Source organism: Phenylobacterium composti DSM 19425, from assembly GCF_059568645.1.
The window spans coordinates 303987-323189 of record NZ_JCANTT010000014.1; the positions used below are offsets into that span (position 1 = coordinate 303987).

Genomic DNA, 19203 nt, shown 5'->3' on the forward strand with positions numbered 1-19203 from the left:
GGCCTTGCACCCGACCGGGGGGCGGGCGATATCGGTGAAGACGGTGCGGTGCGCCGCGCCACATGACTTTGAAGGAAGCTTCCTCTCCATGCGTGATCCCGTCACCACCGCCCTGGGCCTCGTGCCGATGGTCGTCGAGCAGACGAGCCGGGGCGAGCGCGCCTACGACATCTTCTCCCGCCTGCTGAAGGACCGCATCGTGTTCCTGGCGGGGCCGGTCGAGGACGGCATGGCCAGCCTGATCTGCGCCCAGCTTCTCCATCTTGAGGCCGAGAACCCCAAGAAGGAGATCCAGATGTACATCAACTCGCCGGGCGGGGTGGTGACGTCGGGCCTCGCGATCTACGACACCATGCAGTACATCAAGAGCCCGGTGATCACCCTGTGCCTCGGCATGGCGGCTTCCATGGGCTCGTTCCTGCTGATGGCCGGCGAGAAGGGCAGCCGCATCGCCCTGCCGAACTCGCGGATCATGGTCCACCAGCCCTCCGGCGGCTACTCGGGCAAGGCCACGGACATCCAGCGCCACGCCGAGGACATCATCAAGACCAAGCGCCGGCTGAACGAGATCTACGCCAAGCACACCGGCCAGCCCATCGAGGTGGTCGAGGAGACCCTCGACCGCGACTACTTCATGACCGCCCAGGAGGCGAAGGAGTGGGGCCTCGTGGACCACGTCTGGGAGAAGCGCGACAACGAGGCCTGATCCCCAGGCTTCCGGCCGACCGAAACGCCCGGGCGACTCCCCGTCGCCCGGGCTTTTTCGTGCGCGCAACCCCCGGCGTCCTCACATAAAGTTTAGGCCCGTCCGGTTTGCCCTGCGGACCCTGTGGTCTATCACCGGAACCGATGAGGGACCTGAATGAAATCCTTGAGCAGTGCCGTCGATTCTCCACGGTGCTGGTCGCCCGCAAATCCCCTGACGATTCGCCTGATCTGGTAGAAATACTGGTCGGCGCCGGGGTGAATGTTCTCGGTCCGGTCGACAGAGCTGAGCACGCTCTGGCCCTGACCGCTCAGTCGTCGGTCGATTTCGCCATCTTGACCCCGGAGCTGGCCGGGCCGCAGAGCGGCCGGGAGCTGGCCCAGGCGCTTGAGGAGACCTGGGGGGTGCCGTCCTACGTCCTGCCGCAGGCCTAGGGCCGGTGGGACGGCTGATCGTCGTATCGAACCGGGTCGGCAATCTCGCCGACGGCCAGGGCGCCAGCGTAGGCGGCCTGTCCATGGCCCTGGGGGCGGCGCTCCGGGCGCACAGGGGCGTGTGGTTCGGCTGGAGCGGCCGCACCGTCGAGCAGTTCACCGGCCAGCTGGCCGTCCAGCGGGGGCAGGGGGCCACGGTGGCCACCATCGACCTCGATGAGGACGACCGGCAGACCTATTACAACGGCTACGCCAACCGCACCCTCTGGCCCCTGTTCCACTACCGGATCGACCTGTCGTCGAACGAGCGGGCGTTCGGCGAGGGCTATGCGCGGGTCAATGAGCGTTTCGCCCAGACGCTGCTGCCGCTGCTCCAGCCCGACGACTTCATCTGGGTGCACGACTACCACCTGATCCCCCTGGGCGAGGCGCTTCGGCGGCGCGGGGTGAAGAACCGGATCGGCTTCTTCCTGCACATCCCCTGGCCGGCGCGGCGGCTGTTCACCACCCTCCCGCAGCACCAGAGCCTGGTGGAGGCGATGTTCGCCTACGACCTCGTGGGCTTTCAGACCGAGGATTCCCGCAGCGCCTTCGAGGACTATGTGGTCCAGGAGGTCGGCGGCGTGGTGCAGGACGGCGTGGAGGCCACGGCTTTCGGCCGCCGGCTGCGCCTGGGCGTATTTCCCATCGGCCTGGACGCTTCCGCCTTCGCCGAGGCGGTGAAGGGCGAGGCGGCCCGGGCCTGGCGCGAGCGCATGCGCGAGAGCCTCATCGGCCGGCGGATGATCATCGGCGTCGACCGCCTCGACTATTCCAAGGGCCTGGAAGAACGGTTTCTCGCCTACGAGGACTATCTGCAGGCCACGCCGGAGGCGCTCGAGCAGGTCTTTCTGCTCCAGATCGCCACCCCGAGCCGGGACGAGGTGGAGGCCTATCAGGAAATCCGCAGCCGTCTGGATGCGGTGACCGGCCGGATCAACGGCGCCTTCGCCACGCCCGACTGGGTGCCGGTGCGCTATGTGAACCGCAGCTATCGGCGCGACGAGCTCGCGGGCATCTATGGCGCGGCGCACATCGGCCTTGTCACGCCGCTGCGGGACGGCATGAACCTGGTGGCCAAGGAGTATGTGGCGGCCCAGGACCCGGCCGATCCCGGCGTGCTGATCCTGTCTCGCTTCGCCGGGGCGGCCGAGCGCATGACCGAGGCGCTGATCGTCAATCCCTTCAGCCGCGAGGAGATGTCCGACGCCATCCGCACCGGCTTGGCCATGCCCTTGCCCGAGCGGGTGCGGCGCTGGGAGGCTCTGATGCACGAGGTCACCACCCAGGACGTGGACGCCTGGCGCGACGCCTTCCTGGACGCGCTCAGGACCGCCGCGCCCGGCGCCTAGCCCGCGCCGGTCACGGCTTTGCGGTGAACACCCGGAAGCCCGGCTCGTCGGCGATGGCCAGCATTTCGGTGTCGCCCGAGGTGTCGCCATAGGCCGCCGCCAGCCGCAGGTCGGGGCCGAACACCTCGTGCAGGCGCACCACCTTCTCCGGGCCGCGGCAGTTGGGGCCGGAGAAGGCGCCCAGGACGCGGTTGTCCGGATCGAAGGCCAGTTGCGTGCCCAGCACCAGGTCCGCGCCCAGGCCGCGCCCGAAGGGGGCCACGACGATGTCCGGCGAGGCGGTGACGATCACCATCTTCGCCCCGCGTCCCTGCCACCGCTTCCAGGTGGCCACGGCGTCCGGGCGGAACAGGCGGCGGGCATGGGTCTCGGCGAAACGGCGGGCGTCCGCCTCCAGCCGGTCGTGCGGCGCGCCCTTGAGGAACACCTTCACGGCGGCGGCCTTGATCCGGCCCCGATCCCGGTGGACCAGATAGGCGAGGGCGGCGGGGACGAGGCGCAGCAGGCCCAGCCACCAGCGCGCCGGCCCGGCCCGCCATTTCAGGAAGGCGGTGAAGCTGTCCTTGGTGGTGATGGTGCCGTCGAAGTCGAAGGCGACGATGGGCGCGCGGGGCTTCGCCGAGGTCTGCGCTTCGGCCGCACGGGCGTGCTCTTGTGCCATTTCGGGCCGGATCCCATCTATGAAGGGCGCGGCGCCTGTCCACAGGGCGTCGCACAGCGTTTTGTCGCCCAAGCGAGCGAAGGCTTGTGATCCGAGGCCGGATCGGGGAATGTCAAGACTTGGACAACCCGCGGCGCCTATTCTGCATTAGTAGGGCGGACGTGCCCCCCGCCAGCGCCCAGGGGTGCGAGGCAGGCCAGACTATCGGCCGGCATCGTCGAGAGAGTGAGACCAGACCATGACCAAGGCCGCGAGCGGAGATTCGAAGAGCACGCTTTACTGCTCTTTCTGCGGCAAGAGCCAGCATGAAGTCCGCAAGTTGATCGCGGGCCCGACGGTGTTCATCTGCGATGAATGCGTCGAGCTGTGCATGGATATCATCCGGGAAGAACACAAGATCTCCTTCGTGAAGTCGAAGGACGGAGTGCCGACCCCGAAGGAAATCCGTGAGGTCCTCGACGATTACGTCATCGGCCAGGATCACGCCAAGAAGGTCCTCTCGGTCGCGGTCCACAACCACTACAAGCGCCTCAACCACGCGACGAAGAACAACGACGTCGAGCTGGGCAAGGCCAACATCCTGCTGATCGGGCCTACCGGCACCGGCAAGACGCTGCTGGCCCAGACCCTGGCTCGAATCATCGACGTGCCGTTCACCGTGGCCGACGCCACGACCCTCACCGAGGCCGGCTATGTGGGTGAGGACGTCGAGAACATCATCCTCAAGCTGCTGCAGGCGGCTGACTACAACGTCGAGCGGGCTCAGCGCGGCATCGTCTACATCGACGAGGTCGACAAGATCAGCCGCAAGTCGGACAACCCCTCGATCACCCGCGACGTGTCGGGCGAGGGCGTCCAGCAGGCGCTGCTGAAGATCATGGAAGGCACCGTCGCCTCGGTGCCCCCGCAGGGCGGCCGCAAGCACCCGCAGCAGGAGTTCCTGCAGGTCGACACCACCAACATCCTCTTCATCTGCGGCGGCGCCTTCGCCGGCCTGGAGAAGATCATCTCGGCCCGCGGGCAGGGGACCAGCGTCGGCTTCGGCGCCAAGGTGGCCGACCCAGACGAGCGCCGCACGGGTGAAATCTTCCGTCAGGTGGAGCCGGACGACCTGCTGCGCTTCGGCCTGATCCCGGAATTCATCGGCCGTCTGCCGGTGATCGCCACCCTGGACGACCTGGACGAAAAGGCCCTGGTGAAGATCCTCACCGAGCCGAAGAACGCCTTCGTGAAGCAGTACGTCCGCCTCTTCGAGATGGAGAACGTGGGCCTGACCTTCACCGAGGACGCCCTGCTGGCGGTGGCCCGCAAGGCCATCCAGCGCAAGACCGGCGCCCGGGGCCTGCGCTCGATCCTCGAGGGCGTGCTGCTCGACACCATGTACGAACTGCCCACCTACGACGGCGTCGAGGAGGTGGTGGTCAACGCCGAGGTCATTGAGGGCCGGGCGCAGCCGCTGATCATCTACGCCGAACGCCGCGACAAGGGCGGCGCGGCCTAGGGCTTCGGACTCCGAATTGCCAGGCCCCGCAGGCGACTGCGGGGCCTTTCATTTCGGGGCGGCTGACGGTGGGGCAGCCATTGCGCAAGCCGGGCGCAGGGGCCATCTAGGAGCCGTGAACAAGGCATATCCTTGCGCAGCTCGACCGTTCGCCGCCGGAAAAGCCACCTGGCGTGTATCGATGAGGCCGAGTGTCGCGCACGGTTGTTGCGGCGCTTGAACCCTCCGCGAAACCGTCCACATAAATCACTGAACAGCCGCCGCAGCCCGGCGGACGGGTCGAACGACTCAGGCGCATCGTCTGGGTTACGACGATCCGGGCGGCCAGGCCCCGAACCCAAGCGGGCCGGCCAGGAGTTGAAGCATCATGTCCGAGATTAAGATCCTCCCGATCCTGCCGCTGCGGGACATCGTGGTCTTTCCGCACCAGCCGGTGCCGCTCTTCGTCGGCCGCGAGAAGTCCGTGCGCGCGCTTGAGGAGGCGATGCGGAGCGAGGCCAAGGAGATCCTGCTCGCCACCCAGAAGGACAAGGACGACGACGATCCGTCGGCCGACGCCATCTATGACGTGGGCGTGGTCGCCACGATCCTGCAGCTGCTGAAGCTGCCGGACGGCACCGTGAAGGTGCTGGTGGAAGGGCGCGCCCGGGCCGGTATCTCCCGGTTCACGGATCAGGCCGAGTTCTACGAGGCCGAGATCGCCTATGTGCAGGAAGACGGGGCCAACTCGCCCGAGGCCGAGGCGCTGAGCCGCGCGGTCATCGAGCAGTTCGAAAACTACGTCAAACTCAACAAGAAGGTCCCGCCGGAAGCCCTGGCGGCCATCCCGCAGATCGAAAACCCGTCCGAGCTGGCGGACCGGATCGCTGGCCACCTGTCGGTGAAGATCGCCGAGAAGCAGCAGCTTCTGGAGATCTTCAACGTCGTGAAGCGGCTGGAGAAGGTCTACGCCCTGATGGAGGGCGAGATCTCGGTCATGCAGACCGAGAAGAAGATCCGCAATCGCGTGAAGCGTCAGATGGAGAAGACGCAGCGCGAGTACTATCTGAACGAGCAGATGAAGGCGATCCAGCGCGAGCTGGGCGAGCAGGACGACCATCGGGACGAGCTGCTCGAGCTGGAAAAGCGGATCAAGAAGACCAAGCTTTCAAAGGAAGCCCGCCAGAAGGCCGAGAGCGAGCTGAAGAAGCTTCGCAACATGAGCCCGATGTCGGCCGAGAGCACGGTCGTCCGTAACTATCTGGACTGGCTGCTGTCGATCCCGTGGGGCAAAACCAAGCCCAAGCCCATCGACCTGCAGAAGGCCGAGGACATCCTCAACGAGGACCACTACGGCCTGGAGAAGGTCAAGGAACGGATTCTCGAGTACCTGGCCGTGCAGAGCCGCGTGGGCTCGCTGAAGGGGCCGATCCTGTGCCTGGTGGGCCCGCCCGGGGTCGGCAAGACCTCGCTGGGCAAGTCGATCGCCAAGGCCACGGGCCGCGAGTTCGTGCGCGTGGCCCTGGGCGGCGTGCGCGACGAGGCCGAGATCCGCGGTCACCGGCGGACCTACATCGGCTCCATGCCCGGCAAGATCATCCAGTCGATGAAGAAGGCCAAGACCACCAACGCCTTCTTCCTGCTGGACGAGATCGACAAGATGGGCGCGGATTGGCGGGGCGACCCGTCGTCGGCCCTGCTCGAGGTGCTGGACCCGGCGCAGAACTCCACCTTCGCCGACCACTATCTGGAGGTGGACTACGACCTCTCCCCGGTGATGTTCGTCACCACGGCGAACTCGCTCAACATGCCCCAGCCCCTGCTGGACCGCATGGAGATCATCCGCATCCCCGGCTACACCGAGGATGAGAAGGTCGAGATCGCCAAGCGCCACATCCTGCCGAAGCTCACCAAGGACCACGGGCTGAAGCCCGAGGAGTTCGTGGTGCCGGAAGAGACCATCCGCGACCTGATCCGCTACTACACGCGGGAGGCCGGGGTCCGGAGCCTGGAGCGCGAGCTGGGCAACCTGGCCCGCAAGACGGTCCGTGACCTGCTGCGCGAGAAGGTGGCCTCGATCACCGTCGATGCGGAGCGGCTCGAGAAGTACGCCGGCGTCAAGAAGTACCGCTACGGCGAGACGGACAAGGAAGACCAGGTGGGGATCATCACCGGCCTGGCCTACACCGAGTTCGGCGGCGACATCCTCACCATTGAGGCCGTCAAGATGCCGGGCAAGGGCCGGATGACGGTCACCGGCAACCTGAAGGACGTGATGAAGGAGTCGATCTCGGCGGCGAACAGCTATGTCCGCAGCCGGGCCACGAAGTTCGGGATCGAACCCCCGGTCTTCGAGCGGACCGACGTCCACATCCACGTGCCGGACGGCGCCACGCCCAAGGACGGTCCGTCCGCCGGCGCGGCCATGGCCACCGCCATCGTCTCGGTGCTCACGGGCATCCCGATCCGGGCCGACCTCGCCATGACCGGCGAAGTCACCCTGCGGGGCCGGGTGACGGCCATCGGCGGCCTCAAGGAGAAGCTGCTGTCGGCGCTCCGCTCAGGGGTGAAGACGGTGCTGATCCCGGAAGAGAACGAGAAGGACCTGGCCGACATCCCGGACAATGTGAAGTCGGGCCTGGAGATCATCCCGGTCTCGACCATGGACGAGGTGCTGGCCAGGGCGCTCGTGCGGCAGCCGACGCCGATCGAGTGGGACGACACCGCGCCCGCGGAGGTCGCCGCCGAGGAGCCGGACGCCGATGTGGAGGCGATGATCACCCATTGATCCCGTCGCCTGCCGGGCGATCACAATCCGAGACAGGCGTGCGGCGCGGGAGAGATCCCGCGCCGCTTCGTTTGACGGCTCAGCTCATGGGGGCCTTAAATGACCTCGGACCGGCGCGGCGGAGTTGGGACGCCCCCGGGCCGGCAATAACGAAAAAGGCGATGAGAGGGTGGGAGACTGCACATGACGAAGGCCGAACTCGTCTCGGCGATCGCCGACAGGACGGGCTTGAACAAGGCGCAGGCCAAGGAGGCGCTGGACGCCTTCATCGCCTCGGTCTCCACCTCCCTGAAGGCCGGGCGTGAGGTCCGCCTCGTGGGCTTCGGCAGCTTCGTGCCGGTCAAGCGGGCGGCCGGCGTGGCGCGCAACCCGCGCACCGGTGAGAAGGTCCGCCGCCCGGCCACCGCCACCTGCCGCTTCCGGGTCGGCGAAGGCCTGAAGAGCGTGCTGAACAGCTAGGCCCGCGCCGGAGAGACGGCGAGGGAAGGGGGCGGCCGCTCGTCGCGGTCGCCCTTTTGCGTTGCGGCCGGCGGCGCAATCACGCTAGGAGCGCCGTCATCTACGGGGAGTAGCCGTCCGCAGCGCAGCGGAGCCTTGCGTCAACAGACTTGCGGCCCGACGGGCGGCATGGCGCAGGCGGCGGGCCTTGGGGCCCGGATTGGCGAGACCGGCGATGCGGCTTCGGCGTGGGCGCGGCGGAGCAGGCGTCGTCGTGTGTGCCCCGCGCCCCGGAGACCTCTTCGCTTGGAACCCCTGCTCATCTCCACGGGCGTCGTGGCGATCGCCGAGATCGGCGACAAGACCCAGCTCCTGGCCATCGTCCTGGCCGCCAAGTTCCGCAAGCCGCTCCCGATCATCCTCGGCATCCTGGCCGCGACCCTGCTGAACCATGCGGCGGCGGCGGCCCTGGGCGTGGTGGTGGCCAGGTTCCTCTCCGGTCCCCTGTTCCAGATCCTGGTCGGCGTGGGCTTCATCGCCATGGCCCTCTGGGCCCTGATCCCCGACAAGGAGGACGAGGAGGCCGGGGCCAAGACCCACGGCGGGGTCTTCCTGACCACCCTGGTGGCCTTCTTCCTGGTGGAGATCGGCGACAAGACCCAGATCGCCACCACCCTCCTGGGCGCGCGGTTCCAGGACGTGGCCCTGGTCACCGCCGGCACCACCCTCGGCATGATGCTGGCCAATGTCCCCGCCGTGCTGCTGGGCGAGGCGGCCACCCGGGTCGTGCCCCTCAAGTATGTGCGCCTCGGCGCGGCGGTGCTGTTCGGGATCATCGGCGCCTGGGTGCTGATCGCCGCCCTCCGCTGAGGCCCACTCCGGCCTCGCCAGCGGCGCCGGCCCGCGCTAGGGCTTTGCGCCGCAAGGGGAGACGGCATGACCGCGAACACCATCGCCCGTGACGGCGACAAGGCCTTCCTGGGCCATCCCAAGGCGCTGGGCTACCTGGCCTTCGCCGAGGCCTGGGAGCGCTTCTCCTACTACGGCATGCAGTCGCTGCTGGTCCTTTACATGGTCAAGCAGCTGCTGCTGGCGCCCCATGTGGAGGCCATCGTCGGGTTCGAGGGCTTCCGGGCCTTCCTCGGCGCCCTCTACGGCCTGGGCCGCGACGCCTCCCAGCAGGAGGTCGCCTCGACCATCTTCGGCCTCTACACCAGCCTGGTGTACCTGACGCCCATCCTCGGCGGCCTGGTCGCCGACCGGCTGCTGGGGCGTACGCGGACGGTGATCCTCGGCGCCCTCCTGATGTCGGCGGGCCACTTCCTGATGGCCTTCGACGCCTCGTTCCTGCTGGCGCTCCTGTGCCTGGTGCTCGGCACCGGCTGCTTCAAGGGCAACATCGCCGGCCAGGTGGGCGGCCTCTACGCCGAGGGCGACCTGCGCCGGGCCGACGCCTTCCAGATCTTCTACCTGGGCATCAACGCCGGGGTCATCGCCGCGCCGCTGATCGCCGGCACCCTGGGCGAGGGCGTGGGCTGGCACTACGGCTTCGGCGCGGCCGGGGTCGGCATGCTGATCGCGCTTTGCATCTACCTGGCCGGCCGCAAGCACCTGCCGCCCGACCCGCCGCTGCGCCGCGCCGTCCCCGGGGCCGAGCGCCCGAAGCTTTCGGCCCGCGACTGGCGCACCGTGGCCGTGCTGGTGCTCCTGATCCCGGTGCTGGCCTCGTCGGTGCTGGTGAACCAGCAGATCTTCAACGCCTATCTCGTCTGGGCCGACGCCAGCGTGGACATGACGCTCTTCGGCCGGCGCCTGCCCACCACCTGGCTGATCACCCTCGACAGCATCGTCTCGGTCTCGTTCCTGGCCCTGATGGTGGTGTTCTGGCGCGCCTGGGCCACCCGCTTCCGCGAGCCGGACGAGATGGGCAAGCTCACCATCGGCGCCGCCATCTCGGTGCTGGGCGCCCTCAGCCTGGCGGCCGGGGCCGCCGTGGCCGCCGCCACCGGCGCCAAGGTCAGCCTCTGGTGGCTGATCGCCTTCGAGATCTTCAACAGCGCCGCCTTCGCCAACATGCTGCCGGTGTCCCTGGCCCTCTACGCCCGGGCCTCGCCGCCGGCGGTGATGGGGACGATGATCGGCGTCTACTACCTGCACCTCGTCATCGGGAACGCCACGGTGGGCAAGCTGGGGACGCTCCTGGAGGAGATGCCGGCCACCAACTTCTGGCTCATGCATGCGGCCATCGCCGCCGGGGCCGTGGTGATCTTCCTGATCGTCGGACGCATCTTCGCCCGGCTCCTGAGCCACGAGGCCATTGGAGCGGCGCGGCCGGCGCCCTAGAAGCGCGGAATCGAATGGGCGGCTAGCTCAGCTGGTCAGAGCATCTCGTTTACACCGAGAGGGTCGGGGGTTCGAATCCCTCGCCGCCCACCATCCCCCGCAGGCCGTCTGGCAGGGCCGCGGGCGAGGAGGGGCCGCCGCATGCAGTATCGCCCGCTGGGCCGCACGGGCCTCTCGGTCTCGGAGCTGGGCTTCGGCTGCGCCAGCTGGTGGGGCAAGCCGAGGTTTCCTGAGCGCCAGGCCCTGGGCCTCGTCCATGCGGCCCTCGACCTCGGCTTCACCCTCTTCGACACCGGCGCCAGCTATTCGGCCGGGGAGGCCGAGCCGCGCCTGGGCCGGGCCCTCCGAGGCCGCGACGCCTCGAAGCTGGTCATCGCCACCAAGGCCGGCACCTTCCATGCGGGGGCAGGGCGCATCGGCCGCGACTTCTCGCCGGCCGCCATCGTCGCCAGCGCCGAGCGCAGCCTCGCCAACCTCGGGGTGGAGCGCCTCGGCCTGCTGCAGCTCCACGGTCCCGCCGTGGCCGAGCTCACCGACGAACTCCTGGCGGCGCTGGAGGGGCTGAAGGCGAGGGGGCTGGTCGCCGCCCTGGGGGTGAACAGCTTCGATCCGGCGGTGATCGAGCATGTGATCGAGCTGCCGGCCTTCGACGTGGTGATGATCGACTACAACGTCCTGCGGCCGGAGCGGGAGCCGCTGATCGCCAGGGCGGCGGGCGCCGGCAAGGGCGTCCTGGCCGGCATGGCCCTGGCCATGGGCCATACCCGGCCGCTCCTGGCCCGGCTGCGGGGCCCGCAGGACCTCTGGTACGCCGCCCGGGCCTTCGCCCGGCACCGGGACGAACTGGCCCGCGGGGCGCGCTTCCGCTTCCTGCACCGCCAGGCCGGGATCACCGGCTCCCAGGCGGCCCTGGCCTATGTGCTCGCCAATCCGCAGGTGAGCTGCGCCGTGTTCGGCGCCACGCGCCTGGCCCATCTCATGGAGAACGCCCAGGCGTCGGGCCTCGCCCTGCCCGATGGCCTGATGGCGCAGATCCGCGCCGCCCAGGTTCACCCGGCCCAGCCGCGGGGCTGACGCGACGTGAGGGCTTCCACCGCCCGCCCACGGGAGTCATGCTCGGCGATAGAAGAACAACGATAATGCTGGGTAGGAAATCATGGCCGACGCGGGCGTGGACCTCGATCAGGTCCTCAAGGAGGCGCACCTTCCGGCGCTGATGGCGGCGCTGGTGCATCTGACCGGCGATCCCGGTTGGGTCAGGCCCGAATGGGCCCCCACCTACAACCCCCTCGAACGCGAGGACATCGGCATTCCCCCCGAGGAGCAGGCCAGGATCCGGGATCTGGCCAAGGCGGTGCTCCAGGAGCGGATCGTGGAGGGCAGGCCCGGCCAGTTATGGGAGCCCGACCAGGCCACCCTCCGGCGGATGATCGACTTCGTGGCCGGCGCGCCCATCCCCGAGGGCTATGCCGACTTCCTCACCGACGAACTGGCCCTGAACGGCAAGTCCTCCAAGGACCCGCAGTTCGATCAGCCGCGGCTCAAGGACGCCGCCCGGCGCCTGAACGTCCTGGTGATCGGCGCCGGCATGTCGGGGCTCCTGGCGGGCATCCGCCTCAGCCAGGCCGGCATCCCCTTCGAGATCGTCGACAAGAACGCCGACGTGGGCGGCACGTGGTTCGAGAACACCTATCCCGGCTGCCGGGTGGACAATGCGAACCACATGTACAGCTACTCGTTCGAGCCCAGCCATCACTGGCCGCAGCACTTCTCGCCGCAGCCCGTGCTGCTCAGCTACTTCCGGGGCATCGCCGACAAGTACGATCTGCGCCGGCGCATCCGGTTCGAGACCTTCGTCGAGGAGATCGCCTGGGACGAGGCCCGGAGCGTCTGGCGCGCCCGCCTCAAGGGCAAGGACGGCCGGATCGAGCGCGTGGAGGCCAACGCCGTCATCAGCGCGGTGGGCCAGCTCAACCGTCCCAAGTATCCCGACATCGAGGGCCTCGGCAGCTTCGAGGGGCCGGCCTTCCACTCGGCGGAGTGGCGGCATGACGTGGAGCTGAAGGGCAAGCGGGTGGCGGTGATCGGCACCGGCGCCTCGGCCTATCAGTTCGTGCCCGAGATCGCCCCGGACGTGGCTCAGCTGAAGGTCTTCCAGCGCTCGGCGCCCTGGGGCCTGCCGGCGCCGCACTATCACGACGACGTGCCCGAGGGCGTGAAGTGGCTGCTCGAGCACCTGCCGTATTACGACAAGTGGTACCGCTTCTGGCTGTTCTGGATGGCCACCGACGGCTTCCTGCCCATGGTGAAGGCCGATCCCTCCTGGAACGGCGGGCCCGACGCCGTGGGGCCCGAGAACGCCATGCTGCGCGAGCTCTGCGCCCAGTCCATCGCCGCCCAGGTCGCCGACCGGCCCGACCTGCTGCAGAAGGTGGTCCCCAACTATCCCATCGGCGGCAAGCGGGCGGTGCTGGACAACGGCGTCTGGCTGGCGGCCCTCAAGCGGCCGAATGTCGAGCTGATCACCGACCGCATCGTCCGGATCGAGCCCAAGGGCGTGGTCACCGCCGACGGCGTGCTCCACGAGGTGGACGTGCTGATCTACGGCACCGGCTTCCAGGCCTCGAACTTCCTGTCGTTCCTGAAGGTGAAGGGCAGGGGCGGGCGCGACCTGCACGAGACCTGGGGCGGCGACGCCCGGGCCTATCTGGGGATCACCGTTCCGGGCTTCCCCAACCTGTTCCTGACCTACGGGCCCAACACCAACATCGTGGTCAACGGTTCGATCATCTTCTTCTCGGAGTGCGCCGTCCGCTACATCGTCGGCTGCCTGCGGCTGCTGGCCGAGACGGGGGCGGCGGCGATGGAGCCCAAGCGGGAAGTCCACGACGCCTTCAACGCCAGGGTGGACGAGGCCAACAAGGGCTGGGCCTGGGGCGCGCCGCAGGTGTCCAGCTGGTACAAGAACGCCTTTGGGCGGGTCAGCCAGAACTGGCCCTTCGGCCTCATCGACTACTGGCGCGCGACCCTGGCGCCGAATCCGGACGACTTCGTGCTGGAGCGGGCGCCGGCAACGACCGCCTGAGCCCAGGCGTTACCCGGCCATGCGCGCGATTCTGAATCCCGCCGTCGCCCTGGCGCTCGGCGCTTGCCAGCCGGGCGGCGGCGCGGGCGCGCCGGCCGACTCGGCCGCGGCGTCGGGAACGGTGAATCCCGACTCGCAGGTGACGCTCTACACCTGCGAGGACGGCCAGCAGGTGGAGGCGGGCTATCCGAACGCCGGCGCCGCCATGGTCACGGTGAAGGGCCGGCCCTATCCCCTGAAGCAGGCCATCTCGGCGAGCGGCGCCCGTTACGTGGGCTACGGCATCCAGTGGTGGACCAAGGGCTCCGAGGCCACCCTGGCCGAGCTGAAGCCCGGCGAGGATGTGGCCAGCGCCGAACCCCTCCGCTGCTGGTCGGGCGATGCGCCGCCTGTCGAACCGCCGGCGCCCGGCCAGCCCGGCGGCCTGCCCGACGACCGCACGCCCGTCTCCGAGGCGCCCTTCACGCCGGAGAGCGCCCAGGGCGCGGCCGATGTGGTCCAGACCTTCTATGCGCACCTTGCGGCCGGGAAGGCGGCCGAGGCGGCCCGGCTCATGCGCAATGGCGCGCCCCCCGATCTGGCCCGCTACAGCAGCTACAACGCCCAGGTCGGCGCGCCGGGCCGCATCGAAGGGGCGGCCGGTTCGCTGTTCGTCGAGGTGCCGGTGGTGATCTACGGGCGACTCAAGACCGGGCAGGAGGTGCACGAGTCGGGGAAGGTCGTTCTGCGCCGCACGAACGACGTGCCGGGGGCGACGCCCGACCAGCGCGCCTGGCGCATCGAGCGGATCGACCTGACGTCCTGATTTTTGGGAATTCTACGCTACTTCCCGAGGGAAGTGGCGCGAGTGACGGGGCTCGAACCCGCGACCTCCGGCGTGACAGGCCGGCGCTCTAACCAACTGAGCTACACCCGCTTGTGGCCCCCGGGGGGCCGGCGAGGCGGCTCTCATATTGGCGCGTCGGAATCGTGTCAACGGCTGTTTGCCTCCGACGTGATTTTGATTGGTTTGAGGCCGTCTGATTGCGAGCGTTTCGCAACTGCGAGCGGCTGTTTGAAACGCCGGGACGGCTGGTCTAGAAGGGCGCCCGACTCCTCCCGAGGACTCCATGAACGCGTTCCTTCTCGAGTACCTGCCCATCGTGATCTTCCTTGGGATCGCGGCGGCGCTGGGTATCGCCTTCATCCTGGCCGCGGCGATTCTCGCTCCCAAGGCCCCGGACCCTGAAAAGCTCTCGTCGTATGAGTGCGGCTTCAACGCGTTCGACGACGCGCGGATGAAGTTCGACATCCGGTTCTATCTGGTGTCGATCCTCTTCATCATCTTCGACCTGGAAGTGGCCTTCCTGTTCCCGTGGGCCATCTCGCTCATGAAGCTTCCGGCCGACGTGGCGCAGTTCGCCTTCTGGTCGATGATGACCTTCCTGGGCGTCCTCACGGTGGGCTTCATCTACGAATGGAAGAAAGGCGCCCTGGAATGGGAGTGATCGTTCCTGCGGGCTCCGCCGGTCGCACGACCGTCGAAGGCTATGATCCCAAGCTGCACGACCCGTTCTTCGACGGAGTGTCGCAGCGCCTGGCCGACAAGGGCTTCGTCACCGCGGCCGCCGACGACCTCATCACCTGGGCCCGCACGGGCTCGTTGATGTGGATGACGTTCGGCCTGGCCTGCTGCGCGGTCGAGATGATGCAGGCGTCGATGCCGCGCTACGACCTGGAGCGCTACGGCTTCGCCCCCCGCGCCAGCCCGCGCCAGTCCGACGTGATGATCGTCGCCGGCACCCTGGTGAACAAGATGGCTCCGGCCCTGCGGAAGGTCTACGACCAGATGCCTGAGCCCCGGTACGTCATCTCCATGGGCTCGTGCGCCAACGGCGGCGGCTACTACTACTTCAGCTATTCGACCGTGCGCGGCTGCGACCGCGTGGTGCCGGTGGACGTCTATGTGCCCGGCTGCCCGCCCACCGCCGAGGCGCTGGTCTATGGCGTGCTGCAGCTTCAGAAGAAGATCCGCCGCACCGGGACGATCGTGCGATGAGCTGGCCTGCGACGAACTCCGAGCTGGAGCAGCTCGGCCAGGAGCTGGTGGCGAAGGGCGCCGGCGTCTTCGGCGGCTATGAGGTGGCCTATGGCGAGCTGTCGCTGAACGCGGCGGCCGAGCGCGTGGTCGAGGCCCTGACCCTGCTGCGCGATTCCTACGGCTTCCAGCAGCTGGTGGACCTGTGCGGCGTCGACTATCCGGAGCGCGAGCGTCGCTTCGACGTCGTCTATCACCTGCTGTCCTTCACCAAGAACCGCCGCATCCGCGTGCGGGTGCAGACTGACGAGGACACCGCCGTCCCGTCGGTGACCTCGGTCTATCCGAACGCCGACTGGTACGAGCGCGAGGCGTTCGACATGTACGGCGTGTTCTTCGATAACCACCCCGACCTGCGCCGGATTCTCACCGACTACGGCTTCCACGGCCATCCGCTGCGGAAGGACTTCCCGATGACCGGCTACGTCGAGGTCCGCTACGACGACGAGCTGAAGCGGGTGGTCTACGAGCCCGTGAAGTCGGTCGAGTGGCGCAACTGGGATTTCCTTTCGCCCTGGGAGGGCGCGGAGCGCGGCTTCGCGACCATGCTGCCTGGCGACGAGAAGTCCGACGAGGCGACCAAGTCATGACCGGCCAGAACATCCAGGCGGCGCCGAACGACGCCAACGTCCAGGGCCTGCCCGAGACCAAGGTCCGCAAGTTCAACATCAACTTCGGCCCGCAGCACCCGGCGGCGCACGGCGTGCTGCGCCTGGTGCTGGAGCTGGACGGCGAGGTGGTGGAGCGGGTCGACCCGCACATCGGCCTGCTGCACCGCGGCACCGAGAAGCTGATGGAGGCGCGGCCCTACCAGCAGACGATCCCCTACATGGATCGCCTGGACTACGTGGCCCCGATGAACCAGGAGCATGCCTACTGCCTGGCCATCGAGAAGCTGCTCGGCGTGACGCCGCCGGTCCGGGCGCTGCTGATCCGCACGCTCTATGACGAGATCGGCCGGATCAAGAACCACCTGCTGAACGTCACGACCCAGGCCATGGACGTCGGCGCGCTCACGCCCCCGCTGTGGGGCTTCGAAGAGCGCGAGAAGCTGATGGTGTTCTACGAGCGCGCCTCGGGCGCCCGTCTGCACGCCAACTACTACCGCGTCGGCGGCGTCCGTCAGGACCTGCCCGAAGAGCTGATCCGCGACATCTCGGACTGGTGCGACGCCTTCCCGAAGATCCTCGACGACATCGAGGGGCTGATCACCGACAACCGCATCTTCAAGCAGCGCAACGTCGACATCGGCGTGGTGACCAAGGAAGAGGCCATGGCCTGGGGCTTCTCGGGCGTCATGGTCCGCGGCTCGGGCATCCCGTGGGACCTGCGCCGCAGCCAGCCCTACGCCATGTACTCCGAGATGGAGTTCGACATCCCGCTGGGCGTCAACGGCGACTGCTACGACCGCTACCTCTGCCGCATGCAGGAGATGCGGGAGTCCACGAAGATCATGAAGCAGTGCTGTGATCGCCTGCTGAAGACGCCGGGCCCGGTGCTGGTGGACGACCACAAGGTGTCGCCGCCGCGGCGGGGCGAGATGAAGCGCTCGATGGAGGCGCTCATCCACCACTTCAAGCTCTTCACCGAAGGCTATCGCACGCCGCCCGGCGACGCGTACGCCGCCGTCGAAGCGCCCAAGGGCGAGTTCGGGATCTATCTGGTGAGCAACGGCGCCAACAAGCCGTACCGCGCCAAGATCCGCGCGCCGGGCTATGCGCACCTGCAGGCGATGGACTGGATGAACCGCGGCCACATGCTGGCCGACGTCTCCGCCATCCTGGGTTCGCTCGACATCGTGTTCGGGGAGATCGACCGTTGAGCGTCCGTCGTCTTTCGCCAGTCCAGCCTGAGAGCTTCGCCTTCAGCCCCGAGACGCTGGAGAAGGCCAAGGCCTGGATGGCCAACTTCCCGCCGGGCAAGCAGCAGTCGGCCGTGGTGCCGGTGCTGTGGCTGGTCCAGAAGCAGGAAGGCTGGGTTTCCGAGCCGGCGATCCGCGCCGTGGCCGAGCTGCTCGGCATGCCGGTGATCCGCGTGCTGGAGGTCGCGACCTTCTACACCATGTTCATGCTGGAGCCGGTGGGCACCCATGCGCTGGTGCAGGTCTGCGGCACGACCCCGTGCCAGAGCCGTGGCGCCGAGGGCCTGATGGCCGTCTGCAAGCGGCGCATCGGCGAGCAGAACCATCGCTCGGCCGACGGCAAGTTCTATTGGCAGGAAGTCGAGTGCATGGGGGCCTGCGCCAATGCGCCGATGGCCGCCATCAACGACTACTACTACGAGGATCTGACGCCCGAGAGCTTCGAGAAGCTCCTGGACGAGTTCGCCGCCGGCAACACGCCGCCGCCGGGCTCGGCCATCGGCCGCCAGGGCTCCGCGCCCGAGGGCGGCCCGAAGACGCTGCTCGACCCGAGCCTCTACGACGGCTCGCGGGCCAAGAAGATCAAGATCCCGAACCTGCCGGCGAAGGAGAAGGCGTGATGGCGGGCATCCTTGCCGACAAGGACCGCATCTTCACCAACCTCTACGGCCTGCATGACTGGGGCCTGGAGGGGGCGAAGAAGCGCGGCTGCTGGAACGGGACGAAGGACATCATCGCCCAGACGCCCGAGTGGATCTGCGACCAGATCAAGGCGTCGGGCCTGCGCGGCCGGGGCGGGGCGGGCTTCCCCACCGGGCTGAAGTGGACCTTCATGCCCAAGCAGGAGAGCGAGCGGCCGCACTACCTCGTGGTCAACGCCGACGAGTCCGAACCGGGCGCGTGCAAGGACCGCGACATCCTGCGCAACGATCCGCACCTGCTGATCGAGGGCTGCCTGATCGCCTGCCGGGCGATCCGGGCGCACACGGCCTACATCTACATCCGCGGCGAGTACGTGCATGAGCGCGAGCGCCTGACGGCGGCCATCAAGCAGGCCTACGAGGCCAAGCTGATCGGGCCGGGCAACATCCACGGCTGGGACTGCGACATCCGTATCCAGCACGGGGGCGGGGCCTACATCTGCGGCGACGAGACCGCCCTGATGGAGAGCCTCGAGGGCAAGAAGGGCCAGCCGCGCCTGAAGCCGCCGTTCCCGGCGGGGGCGGGGATCTGGGGCTGCCCGACCACCATTAACAACGTCGAGTCCATCTCGGTCGTCGGCTCCATCCTGCGCCGCGGCGCCGACTGGTTCGCCGGCTTCGGCACCGAGAAGTCCACCGGCACCAAGCTGTTCGCGGCCTCGGGCCATGTGAACACGCCCTGCGTCGTCGAGGACGTGGTGGGCATCCCCATGCGGCAGCTCATCGAGGAGCACTTCGGCGGCGTCCGCGGCGGCTGGGGCAACCTCAAGGCCGTGATCCCGGGCGGCATCTCGGTGCGCATGATCCCGGCTCACGAGGCCGAGGAAGCCGTGATGACCTACGAGGACCTGCAGGCCCGGGGCTCGGGTCTGGGCACCGGCACCATGATCGTGTTCGACAAGGATGCGGACCTGGTGAAGGCCATCGCCCGGGCCAGCTACTTCTACAAGCACGAGAGCTGCGGCCAGTGCACCCCGTGCCGCGAGGGCACCGGCTGGATGTGGCGGGTCATGGAGCGGATGGTCACCGGCGAAGCCGAGATGTCCGAGATCGACCTGCTGCTGGACGTGGCTAGCCAGGTCGAGGGCCACACCATCTGCGGCCTCGGCGACGCCGCCGCCTGGCCGATCCAGGGCCTTTTCCGGCACTTCCGCCACGAGGTGGAGGAGCGGATCAACAACTACCGCGCGCGCAAGGGCTCCTACGCCGGCGCGTCCATCGCGGCGGAGTAGTCGGGT

18 protein-coding genes and 2 tRNA genes are annotated in these 19203 nt (G+C 68.2%); 18 read left to right on the plus strand and 2 right to left on the minus strand.

All coding sequences use genetic code 11. The features are described 5' to 3' along the window. The first annotated feature begins 88 nt into the window (after positions 1–88). From BO64_RS10185 to BO64_RS10195, 3 genes are all read left to right on the plus strand, one after another. A complete protein-coding gene (locus tag BO64_RS10185; RefSeq protein WP_496403180.1) occupies positions 89–706 on the plus strand; it encodes an ATP-dependent Clp protease proteolytic subunit in 618 nt (205 codons plus the stop codon). Positions 707–849: 143 nt separating this feature from the next. Then, the gene (locus tag BO64_RS10190; protein ID WP_496403181.1) at positions 850–1140 is read left to right on the plus strand and encodes a response regulator; all 291 of its coding nucleotides are present in this window, start codon (positions 850–852) and stop codon (positions 1138–1140) included. Positions 1141–1145: 5 nt separating this feature from the next. Then, on the plus strand, positions 1146–2531 hold the full coding sequence (locus BO64_RS10195; protein WP_496403182.1) for an alpha,alpha-trehalose-phosphate synthase (UDP-forming): 1386 nt from the start codon (positions 1146–1148) through the stop codon (positions 2529–2531). A 10-nt stretch (positions 2532–2541) separates the two neighbouring features. Here the strand turns inward: BO64_RS10195 and BO64_RS10200 are convergent, their stop codons facing one another. Next, on the minus strand, positions 2542–3192 hold the full coding sequence (locus BO64_RS10200; protein WP_496403183.1) for an HAD-IB family hydrolase: 651 nt from the start codon (positions 3190–3192) through the stop codon (positions 2542–2544). A gap of 238 nt (positions 3193–3430) precedes the next feature. On the opposite strand from BO64_RS10200, the gene clpX reads away from it, so the two are divergent. The 9 genes from clpX (at position 3431) to BO64_RS10245 (ending at position 14131) form a co-directional block, all read left to right on the plus strand. Next, positions 3431–4693: an ATP-dependent Clp protease ATP-binding subunit ClpX gene (gene clpX, locus BO64_RS10205; protein ID WP_496403184.1), complete on the plus strand. Its 1263-nt coding sequence runs from the start codon at positions 3431–3433 to the stop codon at positions 4691–4693. Between the two features lie 367 nt (positions 4694–5060). Then, complete coding sequence (lon, locus tag BO64_RS10210; protein ID WP_496403185.1) at positions 5061–7460, plus strand: endopeptidase La; 2400 nt, start codon at positions 5061–5063, stop codon at positions 7458–7460. Positions 7461–7643: 183 nt separating this feature from the next. Next, positions 7644–7919, plus strand: a complete 276-nt coding sequence (locus BO64_RS10215; protein WP_496403186.1) for an HU family DNA-binding protein — start codon at positions 7644–7646, stop codon at positions 7917–7919. 285 nt (positions 7920–8204) lie between these two features. Beyond that, on the plus strand, positions 8205–8768 hold the full coding sequence (locus BO64_RS10220) for a TMEM165/GDT1 family protein (RefSeq protein WP_496403187.1): 564 nt from the start codon (positions 8205–8207) through the stop codon (positions 8766–8768). A 66-nt stretch (positions 8769–8834) separates the two neighbouring features. Continuing rightward, positions 8835–10241 (plus strand): peptide MFS transporter, encoded by a 1407-nt coding sequence (locus tag BO64_RS10225; RefSeq protein ID WP_496403188.1) that lies wholly within the window; start codon positions 8835–8837, stop codon positions 10239–10241. Positions 10242–10257: 16 nt separating this feature from the next. Continuing rightward, positions 10258–10334: transfer RNA gene (locus BO64_RS10230), tRNA-Val, on the plus strand. Positions 10335–10382: 48 nt separating this feature from the next. Further along, on the plus strand, positions 10383–11315 hold the full coding sequence (locus BO64_RS10235; RefSeq protein ID WP_496403189.1) for an aldo/keto reductase: 933 nt from the start codon (positions 10383–10385) through the stop codon (positions 11313–11315). 82 nt (positions 11316–11397) lie between these two features. Further along, positions 11398–13326, plus strand: coding sequence for a flavin-containing monooxygenase (locus BO64_RS10240; protein WP_496403190.1), 1929 nt, complete (start codon positions 11398–11400; stop codon positions 13324–13326). Positions 13327–13345: 19 nt separating this feature from the next. Continuing rightward, on the plus strand, positions 13346–14131 hold the full coding sequence (locus tag BO64_RS10245) for an MliC family protein (protein WP_496403191.1): 786 nt from the start codon (positions 13346–13348) through the stop codon (positions 14129–14131). Positions 14132–14165: 34 nt separating this feature from the next. Here the strand turns inward: BO64_RS10245 and BO64_RS10250 are convergent. Continuing rightward, a tRNA-Asp gene (locus tag BO64_RS10250) sits at positions 14166–14242 on the minus strand. 193 nt (positions 14243–14435) lie between these two features. On the opposite strand from BO64_RS10250, the gene BO64_RS10255 reads away from it, so the two are divergent. From BO64_RS10255 to nuoF, 6 genes are read left to right on the plus strand one after another with little or no spacing between them, the layout of a single operon-like run. Further along, positions 14436–14813 carry an NADH-quinone oxidoreductase subunit A gene (locus tag BO64_RS10255; protein WP_496403192.1) on the plus strand — a complete coding sequence of 126 codons (378 nt, stop codon included), beginning with the start codon at positions 14436–14438 and terminating at the stop codon, positions 14811–14813. After that, the gene (locus BO64_RS10260) at positions 14783–15364 is read left to right on the plus strand and encodes a NuoB/complex I 20 kDa subunit family protein (RefSeq protein ID WP_496403193.1); all 582 of its coding nucleotides are present in this window, start codon (positions 14783–14785) and stop codon (positions 15362–15364) included. Before BO64_RS10255 ends, BO64_RS10260 begins: the two co-directional genes overlap by 31 nt. Next, positions 15361–15993 (plus strand): NADH-quinone oxidoreductase subunit C, encoded by a 633-nt coding sequence (locus BO64_RS10265; RefSeq protein WP_496403194.1) that lies wholly within the window; start codon positions 15361–15363, stop codon positions 15991–15993. Before BO64_RS10260 ends, BO64_RS10265 begins: the two co-directional genes overlap by 4 nt. Next, entirely contained in the window at positions 15990–17225 is a 1236-nt protein-coding gene (locus BO64_RS10270) for an NADH-quinone oxidoreductase subunit D (protein ID WP_496403195.1), read from the plus strand. The genes BO64_RS10265 and BO64_RS10270 overlap by 4 nt, the downstream gene beginning before the upstream one ends. After that, a complete protein-coding gene (gene nuoE / locus BO64_RS10275; RefSeq protein ID WP_496403196.1) occupies positions 17222–17884 on the plus strand; it encodes an NADH-quinone oxidoreductase subunit NuoE in 663 nt (220 codons plus the stop codon). Before BO64_RS10270 ends, nuoE begins: the two co-directional genes overlap by 4 nt. Beyond that, positions 17884–19197 carry an NADH-quinone oxidoreductase subunit NuoF gene (gene nuoF / locus BO64_RS10280; protein WP_496403197.1) on the plus strand — a complete coding sequence of 438 codons (1314 nt, stop codon included), beginning with the start codon at positions 17884–17886 and terminating at the stop codon, positions 19195–19197. Before nuoE ends, nuoF begins: the two co-directional genes overlap by 1 nt. Positions 19198–19203 lie beyond the last annotated feature (6 nt).

Excerpts from the sequence above, each read along its gene's own strand:
- clpX (WP_496403184.1), top strand. The coding sequence starts at position 3,431 with ATGACCAAGGCCGCGAGCGGAGATTCGAAGAGCACGCTTTACTGCTCT.
- BO64_RS10245 (WP_496403191.1), top strand. The coding sequence starts at position 13,346 with ATGCGCGCGATTCTGAATCCCGCCGTCGCCCTGGCGCTCGGCGCTTGC.
- nuoF (WP_496403197.1), top strand. The coding sequence starts at position 17,884 with ATGGCGGGCATCCTTGCCGACAAGGACCGCATCTTCACCAACCTCTAC.
- BO64_RS10200 (WP_496403183.1), bottom strand. The coding sequence starts at position 3,192 with ATGGCACAAGAGCACGCCCGTGCGGCCGAAGCGCAGACCTCGGCGAAG.
- lon (WP_496403185.1), top strand. The coding sequence starts at position 5,061 with ATGTCCGAGATTAAGATCCTCCCGATCCTGCCGCTGCGGGACATCGTG.
- BO64_RS10260 (WP_496403193.1), top strand. The coding sequence starts at position 14,783 with ATGGAAGAAAGGCGCCCTGGAATGGGAGTGATCGTTCCTGCGGGCTCC.
- BO64_RS10225 (WP_496403188.1), top strand. The coding sequence starts at position 8,835 with ATGACCGCGAACACCATCGCCCGTGACGGCGACAAGGCCTTCCTGGGC.
- BO64_RS10270 (WP_496403195.1), top strand. The coding sequence starts at position 15,990 with ATGACCGGCCAGAACATCCAGGCGGCGCCGAACGACGCCAACGTCCAG.
- BO64_RS10215 (WP_496403186.1), top strand. The coding sequence starts at position 7,644 with ATGACGAAGGCCGAACTCGTCTCGGCGATCGCCGACAGGACGGGCTTG.
- BO64_RS10265 (WP_496403194.1), top strand. The coding sequence starts at position 15,361 with ATGAGCTGGCCTGCGACGAACTCCGAGCTGGAGCAGCTCGGCCAGGAG.
- BO64_RS10235 (WP_496403189.1), top strand. The coding sequence starts at position 10,383 with ATGCAGTATCGCCCGCTGGGCCGCACGGGCCTCTCGGTCTCGGAGCTG.
- BO64_RS10240 (WP_496403190.1), top strand. The coding sequence starts at position 11,398 with ATGGCCGACGCGGGCGTGGACCTCGATCAGGTCCTCAAGGAGGCGCAC.
- BO64_RS10185 (WP_496403180.1), top strand. The coding sequence starts at position 89 with ATGCGTGATCCCGTCACCACCGCCCTGGGCCTCGTGCCGATGGTCGTC.
- BO64_RS10255 (WP_496403192.1), top strand. The coding sequence starts at position 14,436 with ATGAACGCGTTCCTTCTCGAGTACCTGCCCATCGTGATCTTCCTTGGG.
- BO64_RS10190 (WP_496403181.1), top strand. The coding sequence starts at position 850 with ATGAGGGACCTGAATGAAATCCTTGAGCAGTGCCGTCGATTCTCCACG.